General features: G+C 65.7%; 19 protein-coding genes and 1 other RNA gene. 11 read left to right on the forward strand and 9 right to left on the reverse strand.

The features are described from left to right. Positions 1-21 precede the first annotated feature (21 nt). From serC to gyrA, 3 genes are all read right to left on the reverse strand, one after another. The gene (gene serC, locus BLU17_RS25995) at positions 22-1,104 is read right to left on the reverse strand and encodes a 3-phosphoserine/phosphohydroxythreonine transaminase (RefSeq protein WP_092003419.1); all 1,083 of its coding nucleotides are present in this window, start codon (positions 1,102-1,104) and stop codon (positions 22-24) included. 220 nt (positions 1,105-1,324) lie between these two features. After that, positions 1,325-1,930 (reverse strand): DUF2059 domain-containing protein, encoded by a 606-nt coding sequence (locus tag BLU17_RS26000; protein ID WP_092003624.1) that lies wholly within the window; start codon positions 1,928-1,930, stop codon positions 1,325-1,327. A 176-nt stretch (positions 1,931-2,106) separates the two neighbouring features. Next, entirely contained in the window at positions 2,107-4,704 is a 2,598-nt protein-coding gene (gyrA, locus tag BLU17_RS26005; protein WP_092003423.1) for a DNA gyrase subunit A, read from the reverse strand. Positions 4,705-5,262: 558 nt separating this feature from the next. On the opposite strand from gyrA, the gene ompA reads away from it, so the two are divergent. The 4 genes from ompA (at position 5,263) to ssrA (ending at position 8,089) form a co-directional block, all read left to right on the forward strand. Next, on the forward strand, positions 5,263-5,907 hold the full coding sequence (gene ompA / locus BLU17_RS26010; protein WP_042260999.1) for an outer membrane protein OmpA: 645 nt from the start codon (positions 5,263-5,265) through the stop codon (positions 5,905-5,907). Between the two features lie 210 nt (positions 5,908-6,117). Next, a complete protein-coding gene (gene ubiG, locus BLU17_RS26015) occupies positions 6,118-6,816 on the forward strand; it encodes a bifunctional 2-polyprenyl-6-hydroxyphenol methylase/3-demethylubiquinol 3-O-methyltransferase UbiG (RefSeq protein WP_092003426.1) in 699 nt (232 codons plus the stop codon). 91 nt (positions 6,817-6,907) lie between these two features. Beyond that, positions 6,908-7,630, forward strand: coding sequence for an HAD-IA family hydrolase (locus BLU17_RS26020; RefSeq protein ID WP_092003429.1), 723 nt, complete (start codon positions 6,908-6,910; stop codon positions 7,628-7,630). Positions 7,631-7,719: 89 nt separating this feature from the next. After that, positions 7,720-8,089: a transfer-messenger RNA gene (ssrA, locus tag BLU17_RS26025) on the forward strand. 193 nt (positions 8,090-8,282) lie between these two features. Here the strand turns inward: ssrA and BLU17_RS26030 are convergent. Next, positions 8,283-8,549 (reverse strand): hypothetical protein, encoded by a 267-nt coding sequence (locus tag BLU17_RS26030; protein ID WP_092003627.1) that lies wholly within the window; start codon positions 8,547-8,549, stop codon positions 8,283-8,285. A 149-nt stretch (positions 8,550-8,698) separates the two neighbouring features. Next, complete coding sequence (locus tag BLU17_RS26035; protein ID WP_092003432.1) at positions 8,699-9,766, reverse strand: substrate-binding domain-containing protein; 1,068 nt, start codon at positions 9,764-9,766, stop codon at positions 8,699-8,701. A gap of 130 nt (positions 9,767-9,896) precedes the next feature. Between BLU17_RS26035 and BLU17_RS26040 the strand changes: the two genes are divergently transcribed. Genes BLU17_RS26040 through BLU17_RS26055 form a run of 4 tightly spaced genes read left to right on the forward strand, consistent with a single transcriptional unit; the run spans position 9,897 to position 15,171 of the window. Next, the gene (locus BLU17_RS26040) at positions 9,897-10,421 is read left to right on the forward strand and encodes an NAD(P)H-dependent oxidoreductase subunit E (protein ID WP_092003435.1); all 525 of its coding nucleotides are present in this window, start codon (positions 9,897-9,899) and stop codon (positions 10,419-10,421) included. Continuing rightward, a complete protein-coding gene (locus BLU17_RS26045) occupies positions 10,418-11,977 on the forward strand; it encodes a formate dehydrogenase beta subunit (RefSeq protein WP_092003437.1) in 1,560 nt (519 codons plus the stop codon). The genes BLU17_RS26040 and BLU17_RS26045 overlap by 4 nt, the downstream gene beginning before the upstream one ends. Before the next feature lie 13 nt (positions 11,978-11,990). Then, positions 11,991-14,927, forward strand: a complete 2,937-nt coding sequence (fdhF, locus tag BLU17_RS26050; protein WP_092003440.1) for a formate dehydrogenase subunit alpha — start codon at positions 11,991-11,993, stop codon at positions 14,925-14,927. A 4-nt stretch (positions 14,928-14,931) separates the two neighbouring features. After that, positions 14,932-15,171, forward strand: a complete 240-nt coding sequence (locus BLU17_RS26055; RefSeq protein ID WP_092003444.1) for a formate dehydrogenase subunit delta — start codon at positions 14,932-14,934, stop codon at positions 15,169-15,171. A 43-nt stretch (positions 15,172-15,214) separates the two neighbouring features. Here BLU17_RS26055 and BLU17_RS26060 read toward each other — a convergent pair whose 3' ends face one another. The 3 genes from BLU17_RS26060 to BLU17_RS26070 form a co-directional block, all read right to left on the reverse strand. After that, complete coding sequence (locus BLU17_RS26060; RefSeq protein WP_092003447.1) at positions 15,215-16,897, reverse strand: FAD-dependent monooxygenase; 1,683 nt, start codon at positions 16,895-16,897, stop codon at positions 15,215-15,217. Positions 16,898-17,017: 120 nt separating this feature from the next. Then, on the reverse strand, positions 17,018-18,196 hold the full coding sequence (locus tag BLU17_RS26065; RefSeq protein ID WP_092003450.1) for a cation diffusion facilitator family transporter: 1,179 nt from the start codon (positions 18,194-18,196) through the stop codon (positions 17,018-17,020). Further along, entirely contained in the window at positions 18,193-18,513 is a 321-nt protein-coding gene (locus BLU17_RS26070; protein WP_092003453.1) for an ArsR/SmtB family transcription factor, read from the reverse strand. Before BLU17_RS26070 ends, BLU17_RS26065 begins: the two co-directional genes overlap by 4 nt. A gap of 131 nt (positions 18,514-18,644) precedes the next feature. Here BLU17_RS26070 and BLU17_RS26075 point away from each other — a divergent pair, with 131 nt between their 5' ends. Beyond that, positions 18,645-20,573: a tetratricopeptide repeat protein gene (locus tag BLU17_RS26075; RefSeq protein WP_092003456.1), complete on the forward strand. Its 1,929-nt coding sequence runs from the start codon at positions 18,645-18,647 to the stop codon at positions 20,571-20,573. 88 nt (positions 20,574-20,661) lie between these two features. On the opposite strand, the gene tcuC is transcribed toward BLU17_RS26075, so the two are convergent. After that, positions 20,662-21,957 (reverse strand): MFS transporter, encoded by a 1,296-nt coding sequence (gene tcuC / locus BLU17_RS26080; protein ID WP_092003459.1) that lies wholly within the window; start codon positions 21,955-21,957, stop codon positions 20,662-20,664. 344 nt (positions 21,958-22,301) lie between these two features. On the opposite strand from tcuC, the gene BLU17_RS26085 reads away from it, so the two are divergent. Together BLU17_RS26085 and BLU17_RS26090 are read left to right on the forward strand one after the other, a co-directional pair. Then, a complete protein-coding gene (locus BLU17_RS26085) occupies positions 22,302-22,832 on the forward strand; it encodes a GNAT family N-acetyltransferase (protein ID WP_092003465.1) in 531 nt (176 codons plus the stop codon). A gap of 218 nt (positions 22,833-23,050) precedes the next feature. Next, a complete protein-coding gene (locus BLU17_RS26090; RefSeq protein WP_092003468.1) occupies positions 23,051-24,127 on the forward strand; it encodes a hypothetical protein in 1,077 nt (358 codons plus the stop codon). The last annotated feature ends 61 nt before the right edge of the window (positions 24,128-24,188 follow it).

Below are 24,188 nucleotides of genomic sequence, written 5' to 3' on the forward strand. Positions count from 1 at the left end.
GGATGCACGAAGAAGCGTGCTTCAAGCGTGCGTCGCCTCGAATTCCTTCATGTACTCGACCAGCGCCTTCACTGCCTCGAGCGGCACCGCGTTGTAAATCGATGCCCGCATGCCGCCGACGGACTTGTGGCCCTTCAGCTGCAACAGCCCGCGCTCCCTGGCGCCGGCGAGGAAATCTGCGTTACGTGTTTCGTCGGCGAGGAAGAACGGGACGTTCATCCGCGAGCGCGCGCGGCGCTCCACCTTGTTGATGTAGAAGCTGCTCGCGTCGATGGTGTCGTAGAGCAGCTTCGCTTTTTCGACATTGCGCGCCTCGATGACTTCGAGACCGCCCTGGCGCTTCAGCCACTTGAACACGAGCCCGGCGATATAGATCGCGTAGGTGGGCGGCGTGTTGAACATCGAGTTGTTCGCGGCCACCGTCTTCCATTCGAACGCGGACGGACAAATCGGCATGGCGCGGTCGAGCAGGTCTTCGCGCACGATCACGACCGTCACGCCCGCCATGCCGATGTTCTTCTGCGCGCCGCCGTAGAGCACGCCGTATTTGCCGATGTCCATCGGGCGCGACAGGATGTGCGACGAAGCGTCGGCCACGAGCGGAATATCGCCGAGGTCCGGGATCTCGAAGGTCTCGACACCGTCGATCGTTTCGTTCGTGCACAGGTGCACGTAGGCTGGGTCGTCGGAGAGCTGCCATTCGCTCTTCGGCGGCGAATGCGTGAAGCCGGCCTCAGTGCGGCCCGTCGCGGCAATGTGCGCCGCGCCATACTTGAGCGCTTCCTTCTGCGACTTCTGCGACCACGCGCCCGTAATCACGAAGTCGGCGCGCGGCTTCGCACCGAACAGGTTGAGCGGCACGATCGCGTTCTCGCCGATGCCGCCGCCTTGCAGGAAGAGGATCTGGTGGCTCGCGGGCACCTGCATCAGCTCGCGCAGGTCGAGCAGCGCCTCGCTGTGAATCTGCATGAACTCCGGCCCGCGGTGGCTCATTTCCATCACGCCCATGCCGCTGCCGTGCCAGTCGAGCATTTCGTCGGCGGCCTGACGCAGGACCTCTTCGGGCAATGCCGCCGGACCGGCTGAGAAGTTGTAGACGCGCATCGTAATGGGATCCCCGAGGCAGGCGCTGTGGCAAAAACCGCCGGAAAACACGCCAGAAAAAGAAAATGGCCGCTTGCGCTCATCGCGCAAACGGCCATTATCGCATTGTCGCCCGGAACCCGCCACGCGCGGCGCGGCGGCGGTTTCCTGGCCTACGCGCCCGACCCGGCCTCGATGCCGTGCTTCACGGCGGACCAGAGGGCGCGCTGCGCCGGAAGGCTTACTTGCCGACCTTGACCGAAGCGACTTCCTTGTCGGCCTGGTCGCGCGTCGCCTTGATCGACTGCGGCATGTACTTCTGCATCAGGCTGTTTACGACGTCGCGGCCAACCTGATCCTGAACCTGAATGAACTTGCGGCCCGTCGGGCTGCGGTAGAACGTGGTCAGGTCCTTGATTTCCTGCGTGCTGTAGTACTTCGCGTATGCGTCGTACTGAGCTTGCATGGCGTCCTGCTTGAACGAGTCGGTCGCGAAGACCTGGCCCGCCGAGTCAACCAGCTTCGGCACGGCGTTCTTTTGCAGCGACGGGACGGCGGCCTGCTTCTGCTTGTCCGTCATCGTCTTGTTTTCCGAGAGCGCGTCCGACAGGATAGCCGGGACGAGCTGCTTGGCTTGCATCTGGGCGCTGTTGCCGATTGCGCCGACGAGCTTCTGTGCGTCGATCGCGTCGAGCAGGTCCTTGATCGCGGCTTGCTTGGCCGGATCGACGGGTGCTGCGGCCGCGGCCGGTGCCTGGGCGGGCGCCTGGTTCTGGAGCGCCTGAGCCATGGCAAACGTCGGCACGAGAGCGGCCAGCAACATCACCTGCTTGAATCGTTTTTGCATCATTACTCCCTTTGAGAAATTAAATCGGGCTGCGTTGCCGCGCGGACCGCGGGGCGTTTTTTCGCCCGCTCACCGTCGCGCCCGGCGCAACATTCATTTGACTGACAGTAACAAGACTCGCTGAAACCTGACTTGAAGGCCCGCGTAAGCACACTCTCGCGGGCCGACATGACGCATCACGCTTCGCCTTCGCCCGGCTCGCCCTCGCCTTCGGCGTCCGCCTCGGCGATCTGCTGCAGGCCCGAGAGCTTCGTGCCTTCGTCAAGGCTGATGAGTGTAACACCTTGCGTTGCACGGCCCATTTCGCGAATCTCCGACACGCGGGTGCGGATCAGGACACCCGTGGTCGTGATCAGCATGATCTCGGCTTCGGGGTCGACGAGCGTTGCCGCAACCACCTTGCCGTTGCGCTCCGAGGTCTGGATCGCGATCATGCCCTTCGTGCCGCGGCCGTGGCGCGTGTACTCGGTGATCGGCGTGCGCTTGCCATAGCCGTTCTCGGTTGCGGTGAGCACTGACTGCTGCTCGTCGCCCGCCACGAGGAGCGCGATGACCTGCTGACCGTCGTCGAGCTGCATGCCGCGCACGCCGCGCGCTTCGCGGCCCATCGGACGCACGTCGTTCTCGTCGAAACGCACGGCCTTGCCGGCGTCGGAGAACAGCATCACGTCGTGCTCGCCGTCGGTGATCGCGGCGCCGATCAGGTAGTCGCCGTCGTCAAGACCGACCGCAATAATACCCTTGCGCAACGGGCGGCTGAAAGCTTCGAGCGGCGTCTTTTTGACGGTGCCGAGCGCCGTAGCCATGAACACGAACTTGTCGGCGGAGAATTCCTTGACCGGCAGCACGACCGTGATCTTTTCGCCGTCCTGCAGCGGGAACATGTTGACGATCGGACGGCCGCGCGAGTTACGCGAGCCCTGCGGCACTTCGTACACCTTCACCCAGTACACGCGCCCGCGATTCGAGAAGCACAGGATGTGATCGTGCGTGTTGGCGATGAAGAGCGTGTCGATCCAGTCGTCTTCCTTCATCTGGGTCGCCTGTTTGCCGCGACCTCCGCGCTTCTGGGCGCGATATTCCGACAACGGCTGCGATTTTACGTAACCGGAGTGCGACATGGTCACGACCATGTCCTGCGGCGTAATCAGGTCTTCGGTGTTGAGCTCCGTCGCGTTCATCTCGATCTTCGAGCGGCGAGCGTCGCCGAATTCGCTCTTGATCGAGGTGAGTTCGTCGAAGATCATGGCCGTTACGCGCTCCGGGCGCGCAAGGATGTCGAGCAGGTCGGCGATCTGCGCCATGACGTCGCGGTACTCGCCGATGATCTTGTCCTGCTCGAGGCCCGTCAGGCGCTGCAGACGCATTTGCAGGATTTCCTGCGCCTGCGTGTCGGACAGACGGTAGAGACCGTCGGACTGCATACCATATTGCGGGTTCAGCCCTTCCGGACGGTAGGCTTCGCGACCGCCTGCCGCCGCGTTCTCCTGCTCGGCGCGCGTCAGCATGTCGCGCACGAGCGACGAATCCCACGAACGGTTCATCAACTCCTGCTTCGCGATCGGCGGCGTGGGCGCGGCCTTGATGATCTCGATGAATTCGTCGATGTTCGCGAGCGCAACGGCGAGACCTTCGAGCACGTGGCCGCGCTCGCGTGCCTTGCGCAGTTCGTACACCGTGCGCCGCGTGAGCACTTCGCGGCGGTGCGACAGGAAATGCTCGAGCATTTCCTTCAGGTTCAGCAGCTTCGGCTGGTTGTCCACCAGCGCGACCATGTTCATGCCGAACGTGTCCTGGAGCTGCGTCGCCTTATAAAGATTGTTGAGAATGACCTCGGGCACTTCGCCGCGCTTGAGCTCGATCACGACGCGCATGCCGCTCTTGTCGGACTCGTCGCGAATATCGGAGATGCCTTCGAGCTTCTTCTCGTTGACGAGCTCGGCGATGCGCTCGAGCAACGAGCGCTTGTTCACCTGATACGGCAGCTCGTCGACGATGATCGCCATGCGCTGGCCGCGGTCGATCTCCTCGAAGTGCGTGGCCGCGCGCATCACGACACGGCCGCGCCCGGTGCGATAGCCGTCGCGCACGCCGGCGACGCCATAGATGATGCCGGCGGTCGGAAAATCGGGCGCGGGGATGATCTCGATCAATTCGTCGATCGTTGCCCCGGGATTCTTCAGCAGATGCTGGCAGGCGTCGACGACTTCGTTGAGGTTGTGCGGCGGGATGTTCGTGGCCATGCCGACCGCGATACCCGACGAGCCGTTGATCAGCAGGTTCGGGATGCGCGCGGGCAGGATTTGCGGCTCGCTTTCGCTGCCGTCGTAGTTCGGCCCGAAGTCGACGGTTTCCTTGTCGATGTCGGCCAACAGTTCGTGGCCGATCTTGGCCATGCGGATTTCGGTGTATCGCATGGCGGCGGCGTTATCGCCGTCGATGGAGCCGAAGTTGCCCTGGCCGTCGACCAGCATGTAGCGCAGCGAGAAGTTCTGCGCCATACGAACGATCGTGTCGTAGACCGCCGTGTCGCCGTGGGGGTGGTACTTACCGATGACGTCGCCGACGATACGCGCCGACTTCTTGTAAGCGCGGTTCCAGTCGTTGTTCAGCTCGTGCATGGCGTAGAGCACGCGCCGGTGCACGGGCTTCAGGCCATCGCGAACATCCGGAAGTGCTCGCCCGACGATCACGCTCATCGCGTAATCGAGATACGAGCGGCGCATTTCCTCTTCGAGGGAGATTGGCAGAGTCTCTTTGGCGAATTGATCCATTATCGATGTCTTATTTGGGCACGCGGTGCGCCAGCGCCTCGCCGCGGAGAAGAAGCAGGGGCGCGAACGGCACCGCCAAAGGCCCAGCTGTCGCATGGACGCCGCGGACGCAGCGCATCACGCGATTCTACCACGCACGACACCCCCGCCCGCCGTCTACGTATACCTATTAGAGGGATGACGCCGAAGCGCCCAAAAACGCGCTGAGCGTGGCGCAAACGCCGCAGTGCGACCCGGAATCAGATGCATCGCGGCGGATTTGGATGACAATGGGGAATGCTCTCGCTACCAGGCGCACTACCAGGTAAAATTCAGGGAACTTTTTGTTGCGGGTGTACCACATTCGCCGATCCCCGATGAAAGGGGCGGATTTTTTTATCGTTGGAAGGGAACGATATGGCAAAATGCCAACGCACAAAGTTAGACACGGCTCGAAGTCTACACAACGCAAAACGTTCCCCACAACGTGCCAATGTTATACTTCGAGCAATGTATGACTTGTCTTCGTCATATGGCTCGCAGTAAACCTGCGGTAATCTCAATTTCGAGAGGAGAAATATGAATAAACTTTCAAAGCTCGCGTTCATTGCAGCTACCGCAGTTGTGGCTGCATCCGCTCAGGCACAATCGGTGCCGGCGTCGCGACAAGCCGTCAATGACAACTGGGTGAATGGTACCGGCGAATACGTGTGGATGAACGGCACGAACGAGCTTTGCTGGCGCGATGCGTTCTGGACGCCGGCCACCGCCAACGCGAAGTGCGATGGCGCCCTGGTCGCCCAGGCACCGCAGCCGCCGGTCGCTCCGCCGCCGCCGGCCATCACCAGCCAGAAGATCACGTACCAGGCTGATGCCCTGTTCGACTTCGACAAGGCTATCCTGAAGCCGGCTGGCAAGGAAAAGCTGGACGATCTGGCAAGCAAGATCCAGGCTCTGAACCTCGAAGTCGTCGTCGCGACGGGCTACACCGACCGCATCGGCTCGGTTGCCTACAACGACCGTCTGTCGCTGCGCCGTGCGCAAGCCGTCAAGTCGTATCTGGTCAGCAAGGGCGTTCCGGCAGAGCGTATCTACACGGAAGGCAAGGGCAAGCGCAACCCGGTTACGACGGGCTGCAACCAGAAGAACCGCAAGGCTCTCATCGCCTGCCTCGCACCGGACCGTCGCGTGGAAGTCGAAGTCGTCGGCACGCAAAAGCAGTAATCGCGAGCTGCGACCACAAGTCTCAAAGCCCCGCTTCGGCGGGGCTTTTTTTATCCCGAATCCCCTCTTTCATTTCGCCTGTTTTCACGCGCGGTATTTGTCGTTTTGGAAGGTTTGCGTCGCGGCGCGGTATTTTGCCGCCCCGTACCCCCGCCTATATACTCGGGGTTTATCCTTTCCGACCCGCACCGCGCTTCAGGCTGCCACGACATGACGAATGCCGATCCCCACGAGCTGCAGAAATTCAGCGATCTCGCTCATCGCTGGTGGGACCCGAACGCCGAATTCAAGCCGCTGCACGAACTCAATCCTGTTCGCCTGAGCTGGATAGACAGCCATGCGCACCTACCGTCCAAACGCGTGCTCGACATCGGTTGCGGTGGCGGCATCCTTTCCGAATCGATGGCGGGACTCGGCGCGAACGTGAAGGGCATCGACCTGTCGAGCGAGGCGCTCGGCGTGGCCGACCTCCATAGTCTCGAAAGCGGCGTGACGGTGGACTACGAGCTGATCGCCGCCGAAGCGATTGCCGCGCGCGAGCCGGCGTCGTTCGACGCGGTGACCTGCATGGAAATGCTCGAGCACGTGCCGCAGCCGGCCGAGGTGGTGAAAGCTTGCGCAACGCTCGTGAAACCGGGCGGCTGGGTGTTCTTTTCGACGCTCAATCGCAACGTGAAGTCGTATCTTCTTGCCGTGATCGGCGCGGAGTACATCGCGCAGATGCTGCCCAAAGGCACGCACGACTACGCACGCTTCATTCGTCCTTCGGAGCTTGCCGCGTTCGCGCGCGACGCAGGCCTGCGCGTCGCCGATATCAAGGGCATTACGTATCACCCGCTCACGCGGCATTTCGCGCTTTCGAACGATTCCAGCGTCAACTACATGATCGCCTGCCGGCGCGACGCCTGAACGGCGCGCGGCGCATCCACCGCCGCGCGAGCTCGCTGCCCGGCGGCGGCATGCTCCGCACGCCGGCGCGCCGCACCATTTCCTGTCCGACATGAACTCATCCACGAACGCTCATTCTGCCGCGGACAGCGGCGCGGCACTTGCCGCCTGCGACGCCGTCTTGTTCGACTTCGACGGCACCCTTGCCGATACGGCCCCCGACCTCGCCGCCGCCGTCAACCAGATGCGTCACGCGCGCGGCCTCGCGCCGGCGCCCATCGAGAAACTGCGTCCGCTTGCGTCGGCGGGCGCACGCGGCCTGATTGGCGGCGCATTCGGGATTGGCCCCGACGATCACGAATTTGCCGCCATGCGCGAAGAGTTCCTGGCCAACTACGAGGCGAATCTGCGTGTCGAGACGGCGCTCTTCGCAGGCATCGACGCGGTGCTCGACGACCTCGATGCCCGCAGCGTGCGCTGGGGCATCGTGACCAACAAGGTCGCGCGTCTGACCGAACCGCTCGTGAAACTCATGCATCTGGACACGCGCGCGAGCTGTGTAGTGAGCGGCGACACGACGCCCTACTCCAAGCCGCATCCCGCGCCGTTGCTGCACGCGGCCGAAGTGCTCGGCATCGCGCCGCTGCGCGTGGTGTATGTCGGCGACGATCTGCGCGACGTGCAGGCGGGTGCAGCGGCCGGCATGGCGACGATCGCCGCCGCGTACGGCTACTGCGGCAACGACGTGCCGCCCGCCAGCTGGAACGCCCAATATCTGGCCGACACCACCGCGACGCTCTTCGCCCTGCTCCAGCACGTCGGCAAGCGCGACTGAGCAGCTTTCGCGCGAGGGGCGAGCGCACGCCCTTGAACCGGGCGCGATTCACCTCATATGGCGAACTATGGGATAATTGCCATTCTCCTGGGGCCGACCTGGTTTCGACAGGGGTTATGAAGTAATCAGGGCATGCCGAGGACCCGTCACCTCGTTAATCAATGGGAAAAACGTAACTGCAAACGACGATACGTTCGCACTGGCAGCCTAAGGGCCGCCGTCCTCTGCCTGGCTCACTGACGGGCTAGCGTCGCAAGACCGGTAGCAATACCGCCAGAGGTCATTTACGTCAGTTAAGCCTTGGTGGCGTCACGACGCCAAGGTCGAAAATCCAGTGAATCGCCGTAGCGCAGCGTGTTCGTCCGCGTCGCTGCGGTTAAATCAAATGACAGAACTACGCATGTAGAACTGGTTATGGACTGCTTCTGGACGCGGGTTCGATTCCCGCCGGCTCCACCAGACATCCCCCGAACGTCGACGACGAACGGGCCGAAAGCCCCGGCGCCACAAGGCGGCCGGGGCTTTTCTTTTTTCCTGTTCCGACGCCGGTTCCCCCCACGGAGCGCACACAAAAAAACTCGCGAAAACCGTTCGAGCTTCGCGAGTTCTTGCCTTGCTGGCGGCGAAAGCTACCCGCCGTCTCCAGAAGCCATTAGTTGCCCTGCGGGCACTGCAGATTGCAGCCATTCGGGTCGCCCATGTCGCCGCGCTTGCGTGCGGCAGTCGGCTTGCCGTGCTGATACTTGCCCGAGGGCGCGGAAGCGGCGAACTGCATCTGCGGATGCTCGTTAAACTTGAATTGATCGCTGAGGATGCCGCCGGGAACACCCGGAGAGTTCTGCGCAAAGGCGAGATTGAACGTAGCAAACAACGCCGCAGCCGTGGCGGCCGCAACACCAGCTTTGAAGACAAAATTCATGATCGGTCGGCGCGCCGGGCGCGCATATGAAACGTAAGGGCGAATACCAACCGAAAGTATCACAAAAAGCGCCCCGGTCTGCAGCATCGCCCGACCTATGCATTGCCTTCTATTACAGCGACAGCGCCCATGCCTCGCCCCGACCCGGGTCACCCCAATGCGGCATCGAGTTCCACCACGTCGCCGCAGGCGGCCGGATCGTACCCTTCCAGTTGCGCCACCGACGCGCGAAAGCTCGCGCCGCGCAGCAACCCGAGTACGGTGGCAAGCGGCTCATGCGGCAGATGCGCGCGATCGCACGCGAAATAATAGTCTTCGTCGGCGATTTCGATGAAATCCAGCCCGAAATGGTGCGCAGCGGGCTCCACACCGAAGCCGACGTCGGCCATGCCGCTCGCCACGAACGCCGCGATTGCCGAATGCGTCAGTTCCGATGACGCGTAACCGTTCACGCGCTCCGGATCGACGCCGATCCGGGTAAGCAACTGGTCGATCAGCATGCGGGTGCCCGAGCCCGGCTGACGGTTCACGAACCGGATATCGCCGCGCGCGAGATCGGCGAGACCAGTGATCTGTTTCGGGTTGCCGCGCCCGACGAAAAGCCCTTGCTTGCGTTGCGTGAGATGAATCAGCACATGCCGCTGCGGGTCTAGCCAGCGGCGATAGGCATTCGCGCACGCAGCGCGAAAGTCCGCGCGCGGCAAGTGAAATCCCGCGAGATCGCATTCGCCGCGCGCGAGCGCCGTGATCGCGTCGACGCTGTCGCGATACTTGATCTCCACCGGCACCTGATCGGTGACGAGCGCCGTCACGAGCGCCGCCACCGCATACCCGTGCGAGGCGTGGATGCGCAGATCCTGCGCCGCCGGCGCGAGCCAGCGGTTCAGATCGCTCGCCACTTCGCTCGCCAGGGCCTCGAGATTGCCCTGCAGCCGCTCCGCGCACAAACGCTGCGAGCGCAGCACGGCCTCGCCCAGCTCGGAGAGCACGGAGCCGCGGCCACGCGCCTTCGCGATTAGCGCGCCGCCTAGGCGCTCCTCCACTTCGCGCAATACGCCCCATGCATGGCGATAGGACAAACCCTTACGCTGCGCGGCCTGCGCAATGCTGCCTTCTTCCGCGACGAACGCGAGCAGCGGCACAACGTCCGTCAGGCTTGCCTCGCGGCCATCCGCGTCGCGCACAACGAGCTGAGCCTGACACTCGACCTTGATCATTATGAAGTCACCCTTCCTATTGCGTCCGCCTTTGCACGAGCCTATTGTTCGTTCAGACAACAAGACAACCGGAGCATAGATGCACACTTTATGAATAACAAGTGCATATATGCCCAGGAGAAGCCCCACTATGGAAGAGACAACGATGAGCGCGCACGACGATCTCGTCCGGCGTCACGTGCAACCCGGCCGCACGCTGCTCGCAATCCTGCACGCCATCCAGGACGAAACCGGCTTCGTGCCGCCCGAAACCGTCGTGTCGCTCGCGAAGGCGTTGAACCTCTCGCGCGCGGAGGTACACGGCGTCATCACCTACTATCACCACTTCCGCACGGCGCCACCCGCGCAGGTCACGGTGCAGCTATGCCGCGCCGAGGCGTGCCGCAGCATGGGCAGCGAGGCGCTCGCGCAGCATGTCGAGGCGCATACCGGCTGCCGTTTCGGGCAGCACGGACACGACGGCGGGCACGCGCACGAACATGCGGGCCCGGTCGCGCTGGAATCGGTCTACTGTCTCGGTCAATGCGCGCTCTCGCCCGCCATGATGATTAACGGCACGCTGCATGCAAAAGTGACTCCGCAGAAGTTCGACGCGCTGCTCGACGCCGCCATGACCGCCGTCGCTGCCGTTGCCCGCGCCGAGGAGGCCGCATGACGCGCGTTTACGTTCCCCGCGACTCGTCGGCCCTTGCGCTCGGCGCCGACGCCATCGCCGAAGCCATCGAACGCGAAGCCGCCGCGCGCGGCGCGAGCATCGAACTCGTGCGCAACGGCTCGCGCGGGCTGCTCTATCTCGAACCGCTCGTCGAGGTGGAAACGCCCGAGGGCCGCGTCGGCTACGCGAACGTCGAACCCGAGGACGTGAGCGCCCTCTTCGACGCCGGCTTCCTGCATGGCGGGCAGCACGCGCGCGGCGTGGGCCTCGTCGAGCAGATTCCGTATCTGCGCAGGCAGCAGCGCCTCACGTTCGCGCGCATCGGCGTGACCGATCCGCTTTCCACCAGCGACTACGTCGCCCACGGCGGCCTCGAAGGCTTGCGCAACGCGCTGCAGACGACGGGCGAGCGCCTCTGCGAGGCGCTGATCGAATCGGGCCTGCGCGGCCGCGGCGGCGCGGCGTTCCCGGCCGGGATCAAGTGGCGCACGGTCGCGAACGCGCAGGCCGACCAGAAATACATCGTCTGCAACGCCGACGAAGGCGACTCGGGCACGTTCTCCGACCGTCTCGTGATGGAAAGCGATCCGTACGTGCTGATCGAGGGGATGATGATCGCGGGCATCGCCGTAGGCGCGACAGTCGGCCATATCTACGTGCGCAGCGAGTATCCGCATTCGATCGCCGCGCTCGAAGAAGCCATCCGCCGCGCGCGCGCAGCGGGCTGGCTCGGCGACGACGTTCTGGGCAGCGGCAAGCGCTTCGACCTGTTCGTCGCCAGGGGCGCGGGCGCCTACGTGTGCGGCGAGGAAACGGCGCTGCTCGAATCGCTCGAAGGCAAGCGCGGCATCGTGCGCGCGAAGCCGCCGCTGCCCGCGCTCGCGGGCCTGTACGGCAAGCCCACGGTCATCAACAACGTCATCACGCTCGCCACCGTGCCGGTCATCTTCGCGAAGGGCGCGGCGTTCTACAAGGACTTCGGCATGGGCCGCTCGCGCGGCACGCTGCCGTTCCAGCTCGCGGGCAACATCGCGCGCGGCGGGCTCGTCGAGCTGGCGTTCGGCGTGACGCTGCGCGAGCTGATGTTCGACTACGGCGGCGGCACCGCCAGCGGCCGTCCGGCGCGCGCCGTGCAGGTGGGCGGCCCGCTCGGCACCTATCTGCCCGAGAGCCAGTGGGACATTCCCATGGACTACGAAGCATATGCGGCGGTCGGCGCGGTAGTGGGCCACGGCGGACTCGTCGTCCACGACGACACCTCGAATCTCGCCGAACTCGCCCAGTACGCAATGGAATTCTGCACGCTCGAATCGTGCGGCAAATGCACGCCCTGCCGCATCGGTTCGACGCGCGGCGTCGAGGTCATCGCGAAGATCCGCAACGGCGACACCTCGGAAAAGCAGGTCACGCTGCTGCGCGACCTCTGCGACACGATGGTGTCCGGCTCGCTCTGCGCGATGGGCGGCATGACGCCCTATCCCGTGATGTCCGCGCTCAACCATTTCCCTGAAGATTTCGGTCTCGAACCCGCTGCGCAGCCCGCGGCGACCGCCTGAACGAGGAACCCCCATGTCCGACACGCTCATGTCCCAGGCCGGCGGCTGCGGTTCCGGCCATTGCGCCTGCAAGTCCCAGGCGACGAAGCAGCGCTCGCCATTCGACGACACCGACTACGGCACGCCGCTGCGCCACGCCGACGTCGACGTCACGCTCGACATCGACGGCCGCTCCGTCACCGTGCCCGCAGGCACTTCGGTCATGCGCGCCTCGATCGAGGCCGGCATCAACGTGCCCAAACTGTGCGCCACCGATTCGCTCGAACCGTTCGGCTCGTGCCGTCTGTGCCTCGTCGAGATCGAAGGGCGGCGCGGTTATCCCGCTTCGTGCACGACGCCCGTCGAAGCGGGCATGAAAGTGCGCACGCAAACCGACCGCCTGCAGAAGCTGCGCCGCAACGTGATGGAGCTGTACATCTCCGATCACCCGCTCGACTGCCTCACCTGCCCCGCCAACGGCGACTGCGAACTGCAGGACATGGCCGGCGTGACGGGTCTGCGCGAAGTGCGCTACGGCTTCGACGGCGCGAATCATCTCGACAACAAGAAGGACGAATCGAATCCGTACTTCACCTACGATCCGTCGAAGTGCATCGTCTGCAACCGCTGCGTGCGCGCCTGCGAGGAAACGCAAGGCACGTTCGCGCTGACCATCGCGGGGCGCGGCTTCGAATCGCGCGTGGCCGCGGGCGCGAGCGAGCCGTTCATGGACTCGGAATGCGTGTCGTGCGGCGCGTGCGTGGCCGCGTGCCCCACCGCCACGCTGCAGGAAAAAAGCGTTGTGATGCTGGGCCAGGCCGAACACTCGGTCGTGACGACCTGCGCGTACTGCGGCGTGGGCTGCTCGTTCAAGGCCGAGATGAAGGGCAACGAAGTCGTGCGCATGGTGCCGCACAAGAACGGCCAGGCGAACGAAGGCCACGCCTGCGTGAAGGGCCGCTTCGCTTGGGGCTACGCCACGCACAAGGACCGCATCCGGAAGCCGATGATCCGCGCGAAGATCACCGATCCGTGGCGCGAAGTGAGCTGGGAAGAGGCGATCGGCTACGCCGCGAGCGAGTTCCGCCGCATCCAGGCGAAGTACGGACGCGATTCGATCGGCGGCATCACGTCGTCGCGCTGCACGAACGAGGAGACTTATCTCGTGCAGAAGCTCGTGCGCGCCGCGTTCGGCAACAACAACGTCGATACCTGTGCGCGCGTGTGCCACTCGCCCACCGGCTACGGCCTGAAGACGACGCTCGGCGAATCGGCGGGCACGCAGACCTTTGCCTCGATCGATCACGCCGACGTCGTCATGGTGATCGGCGCGAATCCCACCGACGGCCACCCCGTGTTCGGCTCGCGCCTGAAGCGGCGCGTGCGCGAGGGCGCGAAGCTGATCGTCGTCGATCCGCGCCGCATCGACATCGTCGATACCGCGCACGTGAAGGCCGAACAACACCTGCAATTGCGCCCCGGCACCAACGTCGCGATGGTCAACGCGCTCGCGCACGTGATCGTCACCGAAGGGCTCGTGAACGAAGCGTTCGTGGCCGAGCGCTGCGAAGCGCGCGCGTTCGGGCAATGGCGCGATTTCGTCGCGCTGCCGGAGAACTCGCCCGAAGCCATGGCGGAGATCACCGGCGTGCCGGCCGAACAAGTGCGCGCCGCCGCGCGTCTTTACGCGCGGCAAGGCAACTCGGCGATCTACTACGGCCTCGGCGTGACCGAGCACGCGCAGGGCTCGACCATGGTGATGGGCATCGCGAACCTCGCCATGGCCACGGGCAACATCGGGCGCGAAGGCGTGGGCGTCAATCCGCTGCGCGGCCAGAACAACGTGCAGGGTTCGTGCGACATGGGCTCGTTCCCGCACGAACTCCCGGGCTACCGTCACGTCGGCGACGCCGCCACGCGCAGTCTCTTCGAGGACGCCTGGAACGTCGCGCTGCAAAGCGAGCCGGGCCTGCGCATTCCGAACATGTTCGGGGCGGCGCTCGACGGCAGCTTCATGGGCCTCTACTGCCAGGGCGAGGACATCGTCCAGTCCGATCCGAACACGCAGCACGTGGCGGCGGCGCTCTCGTCGATGGAATGCATCGTCGTGCAGGACATCTTCCTGAACGAAACGGCGAAGTACGCGCACGTGCTGCTGCCGGGTTCGTCGTTCCTCGAAAAGGACGGCACCTTCACCAACGCCGAGCGCCGCATCTCGCGCGTGCGCAAGGTCATGCCGCCCATCGCCGGTTACGCCGACTGGGAAGTGACGATCCTGCTCGCGCGCGCGCTTGGCTACGAGATGGATTACACGCACCCGTCGCAGATCATGGACGAGATCGCGCGCCTCACGCCCACCTTCCATGGCGTCTCGTACGCGCGCCTCGACGAGCTGGGCAGCATCCAGTGGCCGTGCAACGACGCGGCGCCCGACGGCACGCCGATCATGCACGTCGACGCATTCGTGCGCGGCCAGGGCAGGTTCGTCATCACGAAGTTCATCGCTTCGCCGGAGAAGGTCACGCGGCGTTTCCCGCTGTTGCTCACGACAGGCCGCATCCTCTCGCAGTACAACGTGGGCGCGCAAACGCGCCGCACCGAGAACTCGCGCTGGCACGAAGAAGACCGCCTCGAGATTCATCCGGTGGATGCCGAAGATCGCGGCATCCGCGACGGCGACTGGGTCGGCATCGAGTCGCGCGCGGGGCATACGGTGCTGCGCGCGAAGGTCAGCAGGCGCATGCAGCCGGGCGTCGTCTACACGACGTTCCACTTCCCCGAGTCGGGCGCGAACGTGATTACGACGGAATCGTCCGACTGGGCCACCAACTGCCCCGAATACAAGGTGACGGCCGTGCAGGTCAGCCACGTGCAGCAGCCTTCGGAATGGCAGCGCGAGTACTCCCGCTTCAACGCGACGCAACTCGACCTCCACCGCCAGCGCGAACCGCTCATCACTTCAGGGAAATAAAGCGATGAAAGCAGATCACCTGATCGAAATGGCGAACCAGATCGGCATGTTCTTCGACTCGCTGCCCGATCGCGAAGAGGCGCTTACGGGCATCGCGGAGCACATCCGCAGATTCTGGGAGCCGCGCATGCGCCGCACGCTGCTCGCGGCGCTCGACGGCGAAGGCGCGCAAGCGGGCTTCTCCGAGATCGTGCTCGCGTCACTGACGAAGCATCGCGAAGCGTTGGCGCCGGCGGCATCCTGACGCGAGTCGCGCACGCGAACGGCGCCGCGCCGGTCCAGGCGGCTCAGCCCTGCGGCGCCTGGGCGAAGCCCGGGGCCGCATACCACGTTTCGCAGTGGCGCAGCAGCGCATTGAGATCCGACGCGGGGCGGCCGCGCGCTCCGATGTACCCGTCAGGACGCACGAGATAGAACGCGGGACGCGTGCGTCCATACGATTCGTCCAGCGAGGGCGCGCCCTCGCCCGCCAGCGGCGTCTCGCCGTCGGCGAGGCTGGCGATCCACCACACCCGCAACGCCTGGGGGAACAACCGCTCCACGACTTCGGCAAAATGCTTGAGCGTGGCGTTCGCGTCCGCGCCGTTTTTCGTCGCGGCGACGTCGTCTTCCACGAGCAGGAACAGCGAGAAGCACGCCGGATCGTGAAGGTCGAAAATGCGCCCTTTGTCGGGCGCCTTGCCCAGTGGCCCATCCACCACGCGCACGAGCGCATCGGGCGCGCGCTCTCCCGCGCGCGGGCCGCCGTCGAGCACCCGTTCGAGCGAAAGCGGGCTGCGGCGGTACTGGATCGACAGCTCGCTCACCGCCTGGCGCGCCGCATCGCGCAGCGGCCCGAGCGCAACGAGCGCCGGCATCACACGTTCGCGCAGCAACTTGAGCGGCCCATGATCGGCTTCGACCAGTTGCGTCATGAAGCTGGTTTGCTGCAGCACGAGGCGCTCGATGGGATAGCGTTCGGCATGATAGGTATCGAGCAGGCGCTCCGGCGCGCCGCCCGCATGCACGCGCGCAATCTTCCAGCCCAGATTGAAGGCCTCCTGAATGCCCGTGTTCATGCCCTGCGCGCCAGCGGGGCTGTGGACGTGGGCGGCGTCGCCGGCGAAGAAGGTGCGCTCGACGCGCAGTTGCCGCACCATGCGGCTGTTCACGCTGAAGTAGGACGCCCAGCTCATGTCCGACACGGAGACGGGATGATGGACGCGCTGCACGATGATGTCACGGCACTCGTCGAGCGTGGGCACGGGAGTCGTGCCTTCGGGCGCGGCGGGCAGCATCGCCTTGTGATCGGCGATCAGGCGGTAACGGCCCTGGCCGAACGGAAAGAGCGCGGCGAAGCCCTCGCCTGAAGCGAAGATATGAAACTCGTCGTCGGACCAGGGCGTGCTCGCGCTCAGGTCCGCGAGCAGGAACGACTGCGCCATCGTCTCGCCGTCGAACTTCATGTCGAGGCGGTGGCGCACGGTGCTGTGCGCACCGTCGGCGGCGATCACGTATGCGCAGCGCAGCGACTCGACGCGGCCATCGGGGCGGCGCACTTCGGCGCTCGCGCCGGCCGAGCCCTGCGTGTATTCGAGCAGTTCGCAGCCGCGCTCGATTTCGACGCCCAACGCGGCGAGATGCCCCGTGAGAATGCGTTCGGTGACGGTCTGGTCGATGAAAAGCAGATAGGGATAGCGCGTGAGGAGCGGGTCGAAGTCGAGGCGCGCCCGGCGCTGGCCGTTCGAGTAGAGATTCGCGATATGCGAGCGGTGGCCGAGTTCGAGAAACGGCTCGACAATGCGATGCTGCTCGAACAGTTCGAGCGTGCGCGCCTGAATGCCGATCGCCCGCGAGTGACGCCCCGGCTGCGGCGCGCGATCGATCAGCCGGACGGGAATATGCGCGCGCGCGAGACTCATCGCGGCGGCGAGCCCGGTGGGGCCCGCGCCCACGATGAGCACGGGCGCAAGAGAAGAAGCCACGGCCATGCAGACCTCCATGCGCTCGATACGTTACGTAGTGTATCGCCCGCGCCTCGACCGGTCGCGCGGCAGCGCATCAAATGCTGCCTGAATCGCCAGGCAAACGGCGACGCGAAACGGCGCGCTTCAGTGGGCGTGCGGATGCGTGGGCGCCGGCGCTTGTCGATGCGCGCCGCCCGGCACGTCGAGCGCGCAGCGATGCTCGCTCGTGCCGAGGTCCACCTGCAGCGTCACATGGCGCATGCCGAAGCGCGCGCTGAGCGACTCGACGACGCGATCGAGCGCGGCGTCGCCGGGGTGGCCCGCCGGCATCACGAGGTGCGCGGTAAGCGCGCAGCCCGTGGTCGAAAGCGCCCACACGTGGAGGTCGTGCACGTCGACCACGCCTTCCTGTTCCGCCAGGAAGCCCCGCACGCGCACGATGTCGACGCTCTCGGGCACGGCGGCGAGCGCAAGACGCACCGACTCGCGCAGCAAGCCCCACGTGCCGTACACGATCACGAGCACGACCGCGATGGACATGAGCGGATCGAGCCAGCTCCAGCCGGTCGCGAGGATCAGCAGGCCGCTCACGGCCACGGCGGCGGACACGCCCGCGTCGGCGGCCATGTGCAGGAATGCGCCGCGAATGTTCAGATCGTCCTTTTGCCCGCGCATGAAGAGCCATGCCGAAAAACCGTTGACCACCATGCCGACGGTCGCGACGATGAACACGTCGAGGCCCGCGACCGGCGCGGGGTGGAGCAGGCGCTCGAACGCCTGCGCAAGGATGGCGCCGCAGGCGAGCAGCAGCAGCGCGGCGTTGGCAAGCGAGGCGAGAATCGACGAGCTGCCGAACCCGAACGTGAAACGCGCGGACGGGCGGCGCGTCGCGAGCCATGCGGCGCCCCAGGCGAGCAGCAGGCCGAGCACGTCGGAGAGGTTGTGGCCGGCGTCGGCGAGCAGCGCGGTGGAATGGGCCAGCATCCCATAAACCGTCTGGACGACCACGATGACGACGTTCAGCGCGACGGCGATCGCAAACGCGCGGCCATGCCCCGCGACCGGCGCGTGATGATGGTGATGACCGTGCGCATGACCATGGCCGTGGTCGTCATCGTGACCGTGGTCATGCCCGTGCGATGCGTGGACGCCTTCGTGGTCGTGCCCGTGATGCCCATCGTCGTCATGACGACGATGGGCCTGCGCGGTGGTTTCGCCCTGATCCTGCGCGCGCGCCGGCCCCGGGCCACCCGTCTCGTCGAACCACACGGGCGCGTGCTCGTCCTCGCGCTCCTCGGCGCGTTCGCGGTTGGCAGCCGTCATGCGCCCTCCTGCCATTGCGTCGAGGGCTCGGCCACGTGCTCCAGCATGCCGGCGAGCATCGCGCTGATATGCGAATCGGCGGCGGCATAGAACACCTGCTTGCCCTCGCGCTCCGCACGCACGATGCGCGCCGCACGCAGGAGCCGCAAATGGTGGCTCACGAGCGACGGCGACAATCCGAGCGCATCGGCAATCGCCCCCACGGCAAGGCGCTCCTGCACGCACGCCAGCACGATGCGCAGGCGCGTGGCGTCGCCGAGCAGGCGAAAGAGGTCAGCGAGCGGCACCACGCGCTCGTCGTCGGAAACGGGAGTCATGAATATGAACCAAACAAGTGAATAGGTGTTCAAATGTTAATTGAGCAACGGATTCCCGTCAACTCGGGGAACGGGTCCGCGAGTGTGGGAAAATGCCGGCTTTGCGTCCCGATCGGTTTGCTTCTTCAGTCATGGAACAGTTTTTTGTCCGCGCGTATGCCGCACATCGCGACGGCCGGCTGGACGACGCCGAGCGCGGCTACCGCGCGACGCTCGCCGCCGATCCCGTGCACGTCGATGCGCTGCATCTGCTCGGCGTGCTGCGCCATCAGCAGGGCCAGCACGCGGAAGCCGCGGACCTCGTGCGCCGCGCGGTCGCCTTGCGCCCCGACGACGCCGCGCTCCAGCTGAATCTCGGCAATGCCCTGAAGGCGCTCGGCGAGCTCGACGGCGCGATCGAGCGCTTTCGCAACGCGCTCACGCTCGCCCCCGCTTTCGCGCTCGCGCACTACAACCTCGGCAACGCCTACGCGGCCATCGGTCGCCACGAAGACGCGATGTACGCGTTCAGCCACGCCGTGCGCCTGCAACCCGGCGACGCCTCGTCGCACAACAATCTCGGCAACGCGCTGCACGCGCTCGGCCGCCACGGCGAAGCGGCCGACTCGTTTCGCCGCGCGCTCAAGATCCGTCCCGGCCACGCAGGCGCGCACAACAATCTCGGCATGTCGCTCAACGCGCTCGGCGACAGCGCGGGCGCGCTCGAGCAGTTCCGGCAGGCGCTGCGCGCGCAGCCGCGCTTCGTGGCCGCGCACTTCAATCTCGCGAACACGCTCGATGCGACCGGCCATCATCACGAGGCCGCGACCGCCTTCGAAGCCGCGCTTGCGCTGCAGCCGCGCTTCGTGCCCGCCCTCTTCGGACTCGGCAACGCGCTCGCGGCGCTCGGCCGTCACGACGAGGCCGTCGGGCCTTATGAGCGCGCGATCGGCTTCGATCCCAAATTCGCGCTCGCATGGCTTGCGCTCGGCGCGGCACATCACGCGCTCGGCCGTCATGCGGCCGCATTGCGCGCCTTTGACGAAGCGCTGCGCGTGCGGCCCGATCTCGCCGCCGCGCATCTGAATCGCGCGCTCGCATGGCTCACGCTCGGCGATTTCCGGCGTGGACTGCCCGAGTACGAATGGCGCCTCGATCCGGCCGCCCGCGAGCAGGCGCACGCCAACACGCCGCTCGGCGCGGGCTACGCGGCAGCCCTGACGCCCGCCGCGCCGGGCCTGGCGGCCAGCGCGCTGCCGCGCTGGCACGGCGAGCCGCTGAACGCCCGCACCCTCGTCATCGAAGCCGAGCAGGGCTTTGGCGACACGCTCCAGTTCGTGCGCTTCGTGCCGCTCATCGCGGCGGCGGCGCAGCATGGCAACGCGCGCATCGTGCTCGAAGTGCAGCGCGCGCTCGTGCCGCTCATTGCACCCGCAGCCGAGGCCTGGCGCATCACGCTCGTCGAGCAAGGCGCGCCGCGCCCCGCCGCCGACCTGCGCTGTCCGCTCCTTTCGCTACCGCTCGCGCTCGGCGCGACCCCGGACACGCTGCCCGCGCGCACGCCCTACCTCAATGCGAGCGCCGCCTACCGGCGCAAATGGCGCGGCTCTCTGGGCGGCCAGGCGCGGCGCAAGATCGGGCTCGCGTGGTCGGGCCGCATCCAGAAGCACGAGAACCGCGCGATTGCGCTCGCCATGCTCGACCCGCTCTTCGCACTCGACGGCATCGACTGGATCGTGCTGCAGCCCGACCTGAGCGACGCGGAGCACGCGGCGCTCGACGCGCATCCGCGGGCGCGCTCGATCCATCGACTGGGAAACAAGCTTCAAGACTTCGCGGACACCGCCGCGGTAATCGAACGTCTGGACAGCGTGGTGTCGATCGACACGTCGATCGCCCACCTCGCGGGCGCGCTGGGCGCGAAGCTCTGGCTCATGCTGCCGTTCGCTGCGGATTGGCGCTGGTTCACGGGCACCGACGAGAGCCCCTGGTACCCGCGCGCGCGGCTCGTGCGCCAGCCGCGGCCGCATGCATGGGCGGAAGTCATCGAGACGGTCGCGCGGGAATTGCGCGACGCGTGAGCGAAATCCGCAAGACGCCACCCAACGAAAACGGGGCGCCCGAGCGCCCCGTTTTCATTGGTTCCGCTGCGAGAGCGGAATCGATCGATCAAGCCGTCTTGTACTGGTTGCGCGCTTCGGGCGTGCGATAGAGCACGAGCGTCGCGATGAGACCGCACACGCCCGCCACGCCCATCCACGCACCCGGCGCGGCCTTGTTGCCGCTCACGTGGATGAGGTACGTCGAGATCGCCGGCGTGAAGCCGCCGATCGTCGTCGCGAGGCTGTAGGCGAGCGAAAAGCCGGCGGTGCGTACGTCGGCGGGCATGACCTCGGTGAGCGCCACGACCATCGCGCCGTTGTAGCAGCCGTAGAGGAACGAGAGCCACAGCTCGACCGACAACAGGCGGCCAAAAGACGGCTCTCCCACGAGCCACTGCACGGCCGGGTAGGCGGTGAGGATCGTGAGCACGGTGAAGACGAGCAGCACCGGGCGACGGCCGACGCGATCCGACACCGCACCCGATACCGGTAGCCAGAACAGATTCGACAAGCCGATGCAGACGGTCACGATCAGCGTGTCGAGTTCGTTCATCTTGAGCACCTCCTTGCCGAAGGTCGGCGTGTAGGCGGTGATCATGTAGAACGAGACGGTGGTCATGATGACCATGCCCATGCCGGCGATCACGACGCCCCAGTTCTGCACCATCGAGGCCATGATCTCGCCCATCGACGGACGATGCTTCTTCTTCGCGAACTCCTCGGTTTCCTGCAGCGAGCGCCGGATCATGAAGAGGAACGGCACGATCAGGCAGCCGATGAGGAACGGCACGCGCCAGCCCCACGCCGTCATATGCTCGACGGGCAACAGGCGATGCAGCAGCACGCCGAGCAACGCGGCGAACACGACGGCGACCTGCTGGCTACCCGATTGCCACGAGACATAGAAGCCCTTGTTGCCCTTGGTCGCGATCTCGGAGAGATAAACCGAGACGCCGCCCAGTTCCACGCCCGCCGAAAAACCCTGCAGGAGACGTCCGAGCAGCACGAGAGCTGGCGCGAGTATGCCGATCGTCGCATAGCCCGGGACGACCGCCACCGCGAGCGTGCCGAACGCCATCAGCCCGAGCGTGAGCATGAGGCCCTTGCGGCGGCCGTGATGGTCGATATACGCGCCGAGAACGATGGCGCCGAGCGGCCGCACGAGAAAGCCCGCGCCGAACACGGACAGCGCCAGCATCAGGGAAGCGAAGGCGCTGTCGCTCGGGAAATAGGTCCGGGCGATCGCCGAAGCGTAATAGCCATAGACCATGAAATCGTACATTTCCAGAAAGTTGCCGCTGACGACGCGGAAAACGGTCCGGAATCTGGATTCTCTGGGAGATGCGTGGGACGCGGTAGACATGACATTCTCGGTAAAGCCTGCCCGGGAAGCCGCGGCGGCTCGCGGGAAAGTAAAAGACAAGGGTCTGCGAGAAGCGGGCAGCGCGCGTGCGCGCCCGCGCGGGCAATTATTATGCGGTGCGTGGATGGTGTCGGATATTCGGGCATTTCCTTAAAAGTTGCCAGCAAAAATCGCCGATCGCCCAGTTTCTTTCACTTTATTTCCAGAATCCATTCACATCTCTTTCAGATTGGACGAACCCACCGCGAACGCCTGCCGGATGCGGCACAATAGGACGCGGTAGGGCTCGGCGCGCGGCCCCCGACGCGCGCCCTGATCCAGGCAGCCGTACGCCATCCATCCGCATGCCCCAAACCCCCGACCTCACGCTGCGCCCGGCCACCGTGGCCGATGCCCCATTGCTCGCCGCCATGCATGCCGCGAGCTGGCAGGCCACTTATCCGGCGCTGCTGCCCGCCGCGTTCCTCGAGCGCGAGGTCGGCGCCGAACGCGCCGCCTACTGGCGCGCGCGCATGGAAGCGCCAGGCAGCGAACGCCGTCTCGTGCTGATCGCCGAGCTCGAATCGGGTGTCGCCGCGGGGTTCGTCTGCGTCGAACGCCAGCCCGGGTCGCCTTGGGGCGTGCTGCTCGACAATCTCCATGCGCTGCCCGCGCACCAGGGTATCGGCGTCGGCAAGCGCCTCATGCGCGCGGCGCAGGACTGGGCGCGCGCCCAAGGCGAAGCGCAGCTCTATCTGTACGTGCTCGACGGCAACACGCCCGCGATCGCGTTCTACGAGCGCCAGGGCTGGACCTACTCGGGCTCGGAGCCCGACCGCATGGGCGGCATCGACATCACGGCACTGCGCTACGTCTACCGGCTCGACGGCGTCTGATGCATGTGTGCGTCGCAGCGCTCCGAGACGCGACAGTGCGCGATGCAGAGCAAAGGCAGCAGCCTTTTAAGAGATCTCCGATAGAACGACGGAATGACAACCGTCACTATGCCCGGCACGTCTTCATTTTCACCCGGCGCGCCACCAGCAGCCCATCCGCGCGCCGCAGATGACATTGCCACCCGGCACCTTCCGCGTGTCGGGCCTGCGAGATACCGATGTCGACATTTCCGTTCGTTCAGATCGAGGGTGCGCTCGCTTTGCCGCACATCCGCCCGCTTGTCCGTCTGCCCGTATCGTTCGGCCGGGAGTGGACGCTAACGCCCGCGCATGCCAGCCTGCGCGCTGAGCTGCACGCGCTCTACGCGGCCATCCTGCGGACCGTGTGCCTGAGCGCCGAAGCGTTTCGCGCAGCGGCTCGCTGGGACCGCAACCACTCCCCCGCGCCACAGCCTCGCACGCCCGTTGCCGCAGCCGTGTTTGAGCCCGAGAACACCGGCGGCTCGCCGGCCTCCCGGACCGCTGAAGCAGGCATGCCCGCCATGTCGTCTTATGGCGCCCCGGCGTTCGAGCGCCGCAAGCTCGCAGGCGGCGCGGTCGCAATTGGCGGTGCGGCTCTGCTTGCATGGATCGTCGCGAGCCACACGCCGCACGACACCGCGATAGACATGACAGGCACCGCCCAGCAACCTGCCGCTGCCGAGGCGAGCGAACCCCCGCCCGCACCCGCTCTGCCAGGCACGGCGGGTACGAGGTCCGCAGAAGCCAGCGCCTCGCGTCCGGCGAACAAGCCGGATCAGGCAACGGCTCCGTCTCCTGCGCGGATTCCCGCAACGCCAGCCATCGATGAGCGCTCGTGGACGCAAACGAACGATCCCGTGCGCGCACAGCCCCATTTGGGCGTACGCATGGAGCCGAAAGCCGGATTGCCCGCGAGGCTCGTCCAGCGCGAAATGCGCGCCGGCGAAAGCGCAGTCAACCGCGGCGCGGGTCAACGCGTCGCGGAACGCAGTGCGAGCACGCGGCACGACGCGCAGGAGTTCGCGCCGTCTCGCGACGCGTCGCGAGTCACGGTGCCTCGCTCGCATGGCGGCTATTCAGAGACACGCGGCTATTCGCCCCGGCAAACGGGCGCAATCGGAGCCGACGAATACGCCTCCATCTTTTCTTATGCGAAGACATACGCGCCAGCGCCCACGTTCAACCGGCCAGCCATACCGGCGGACAGCACCGACTGGGTCAACCACGTTTCGCAACGTCGCATCACCGAGGTGCCGGAACGGTTCACGAAGTAACGCGCCGTTCTGCCAGAAAGCAAAAAGCCCGGCAAATGCCGCGCTTTTTCGTTTCGCAAGC

The sequence above is a fragment of the Paraburkholderia lycopersici genome (assembly GCF_900096975.1).
GTDB lineage: Bacteria > Pseudomonadota > Gammaproteobacteria > Burkholderiales > Burkholderiaceae > Paraburkholderia > Paraburkholderia lycopersici.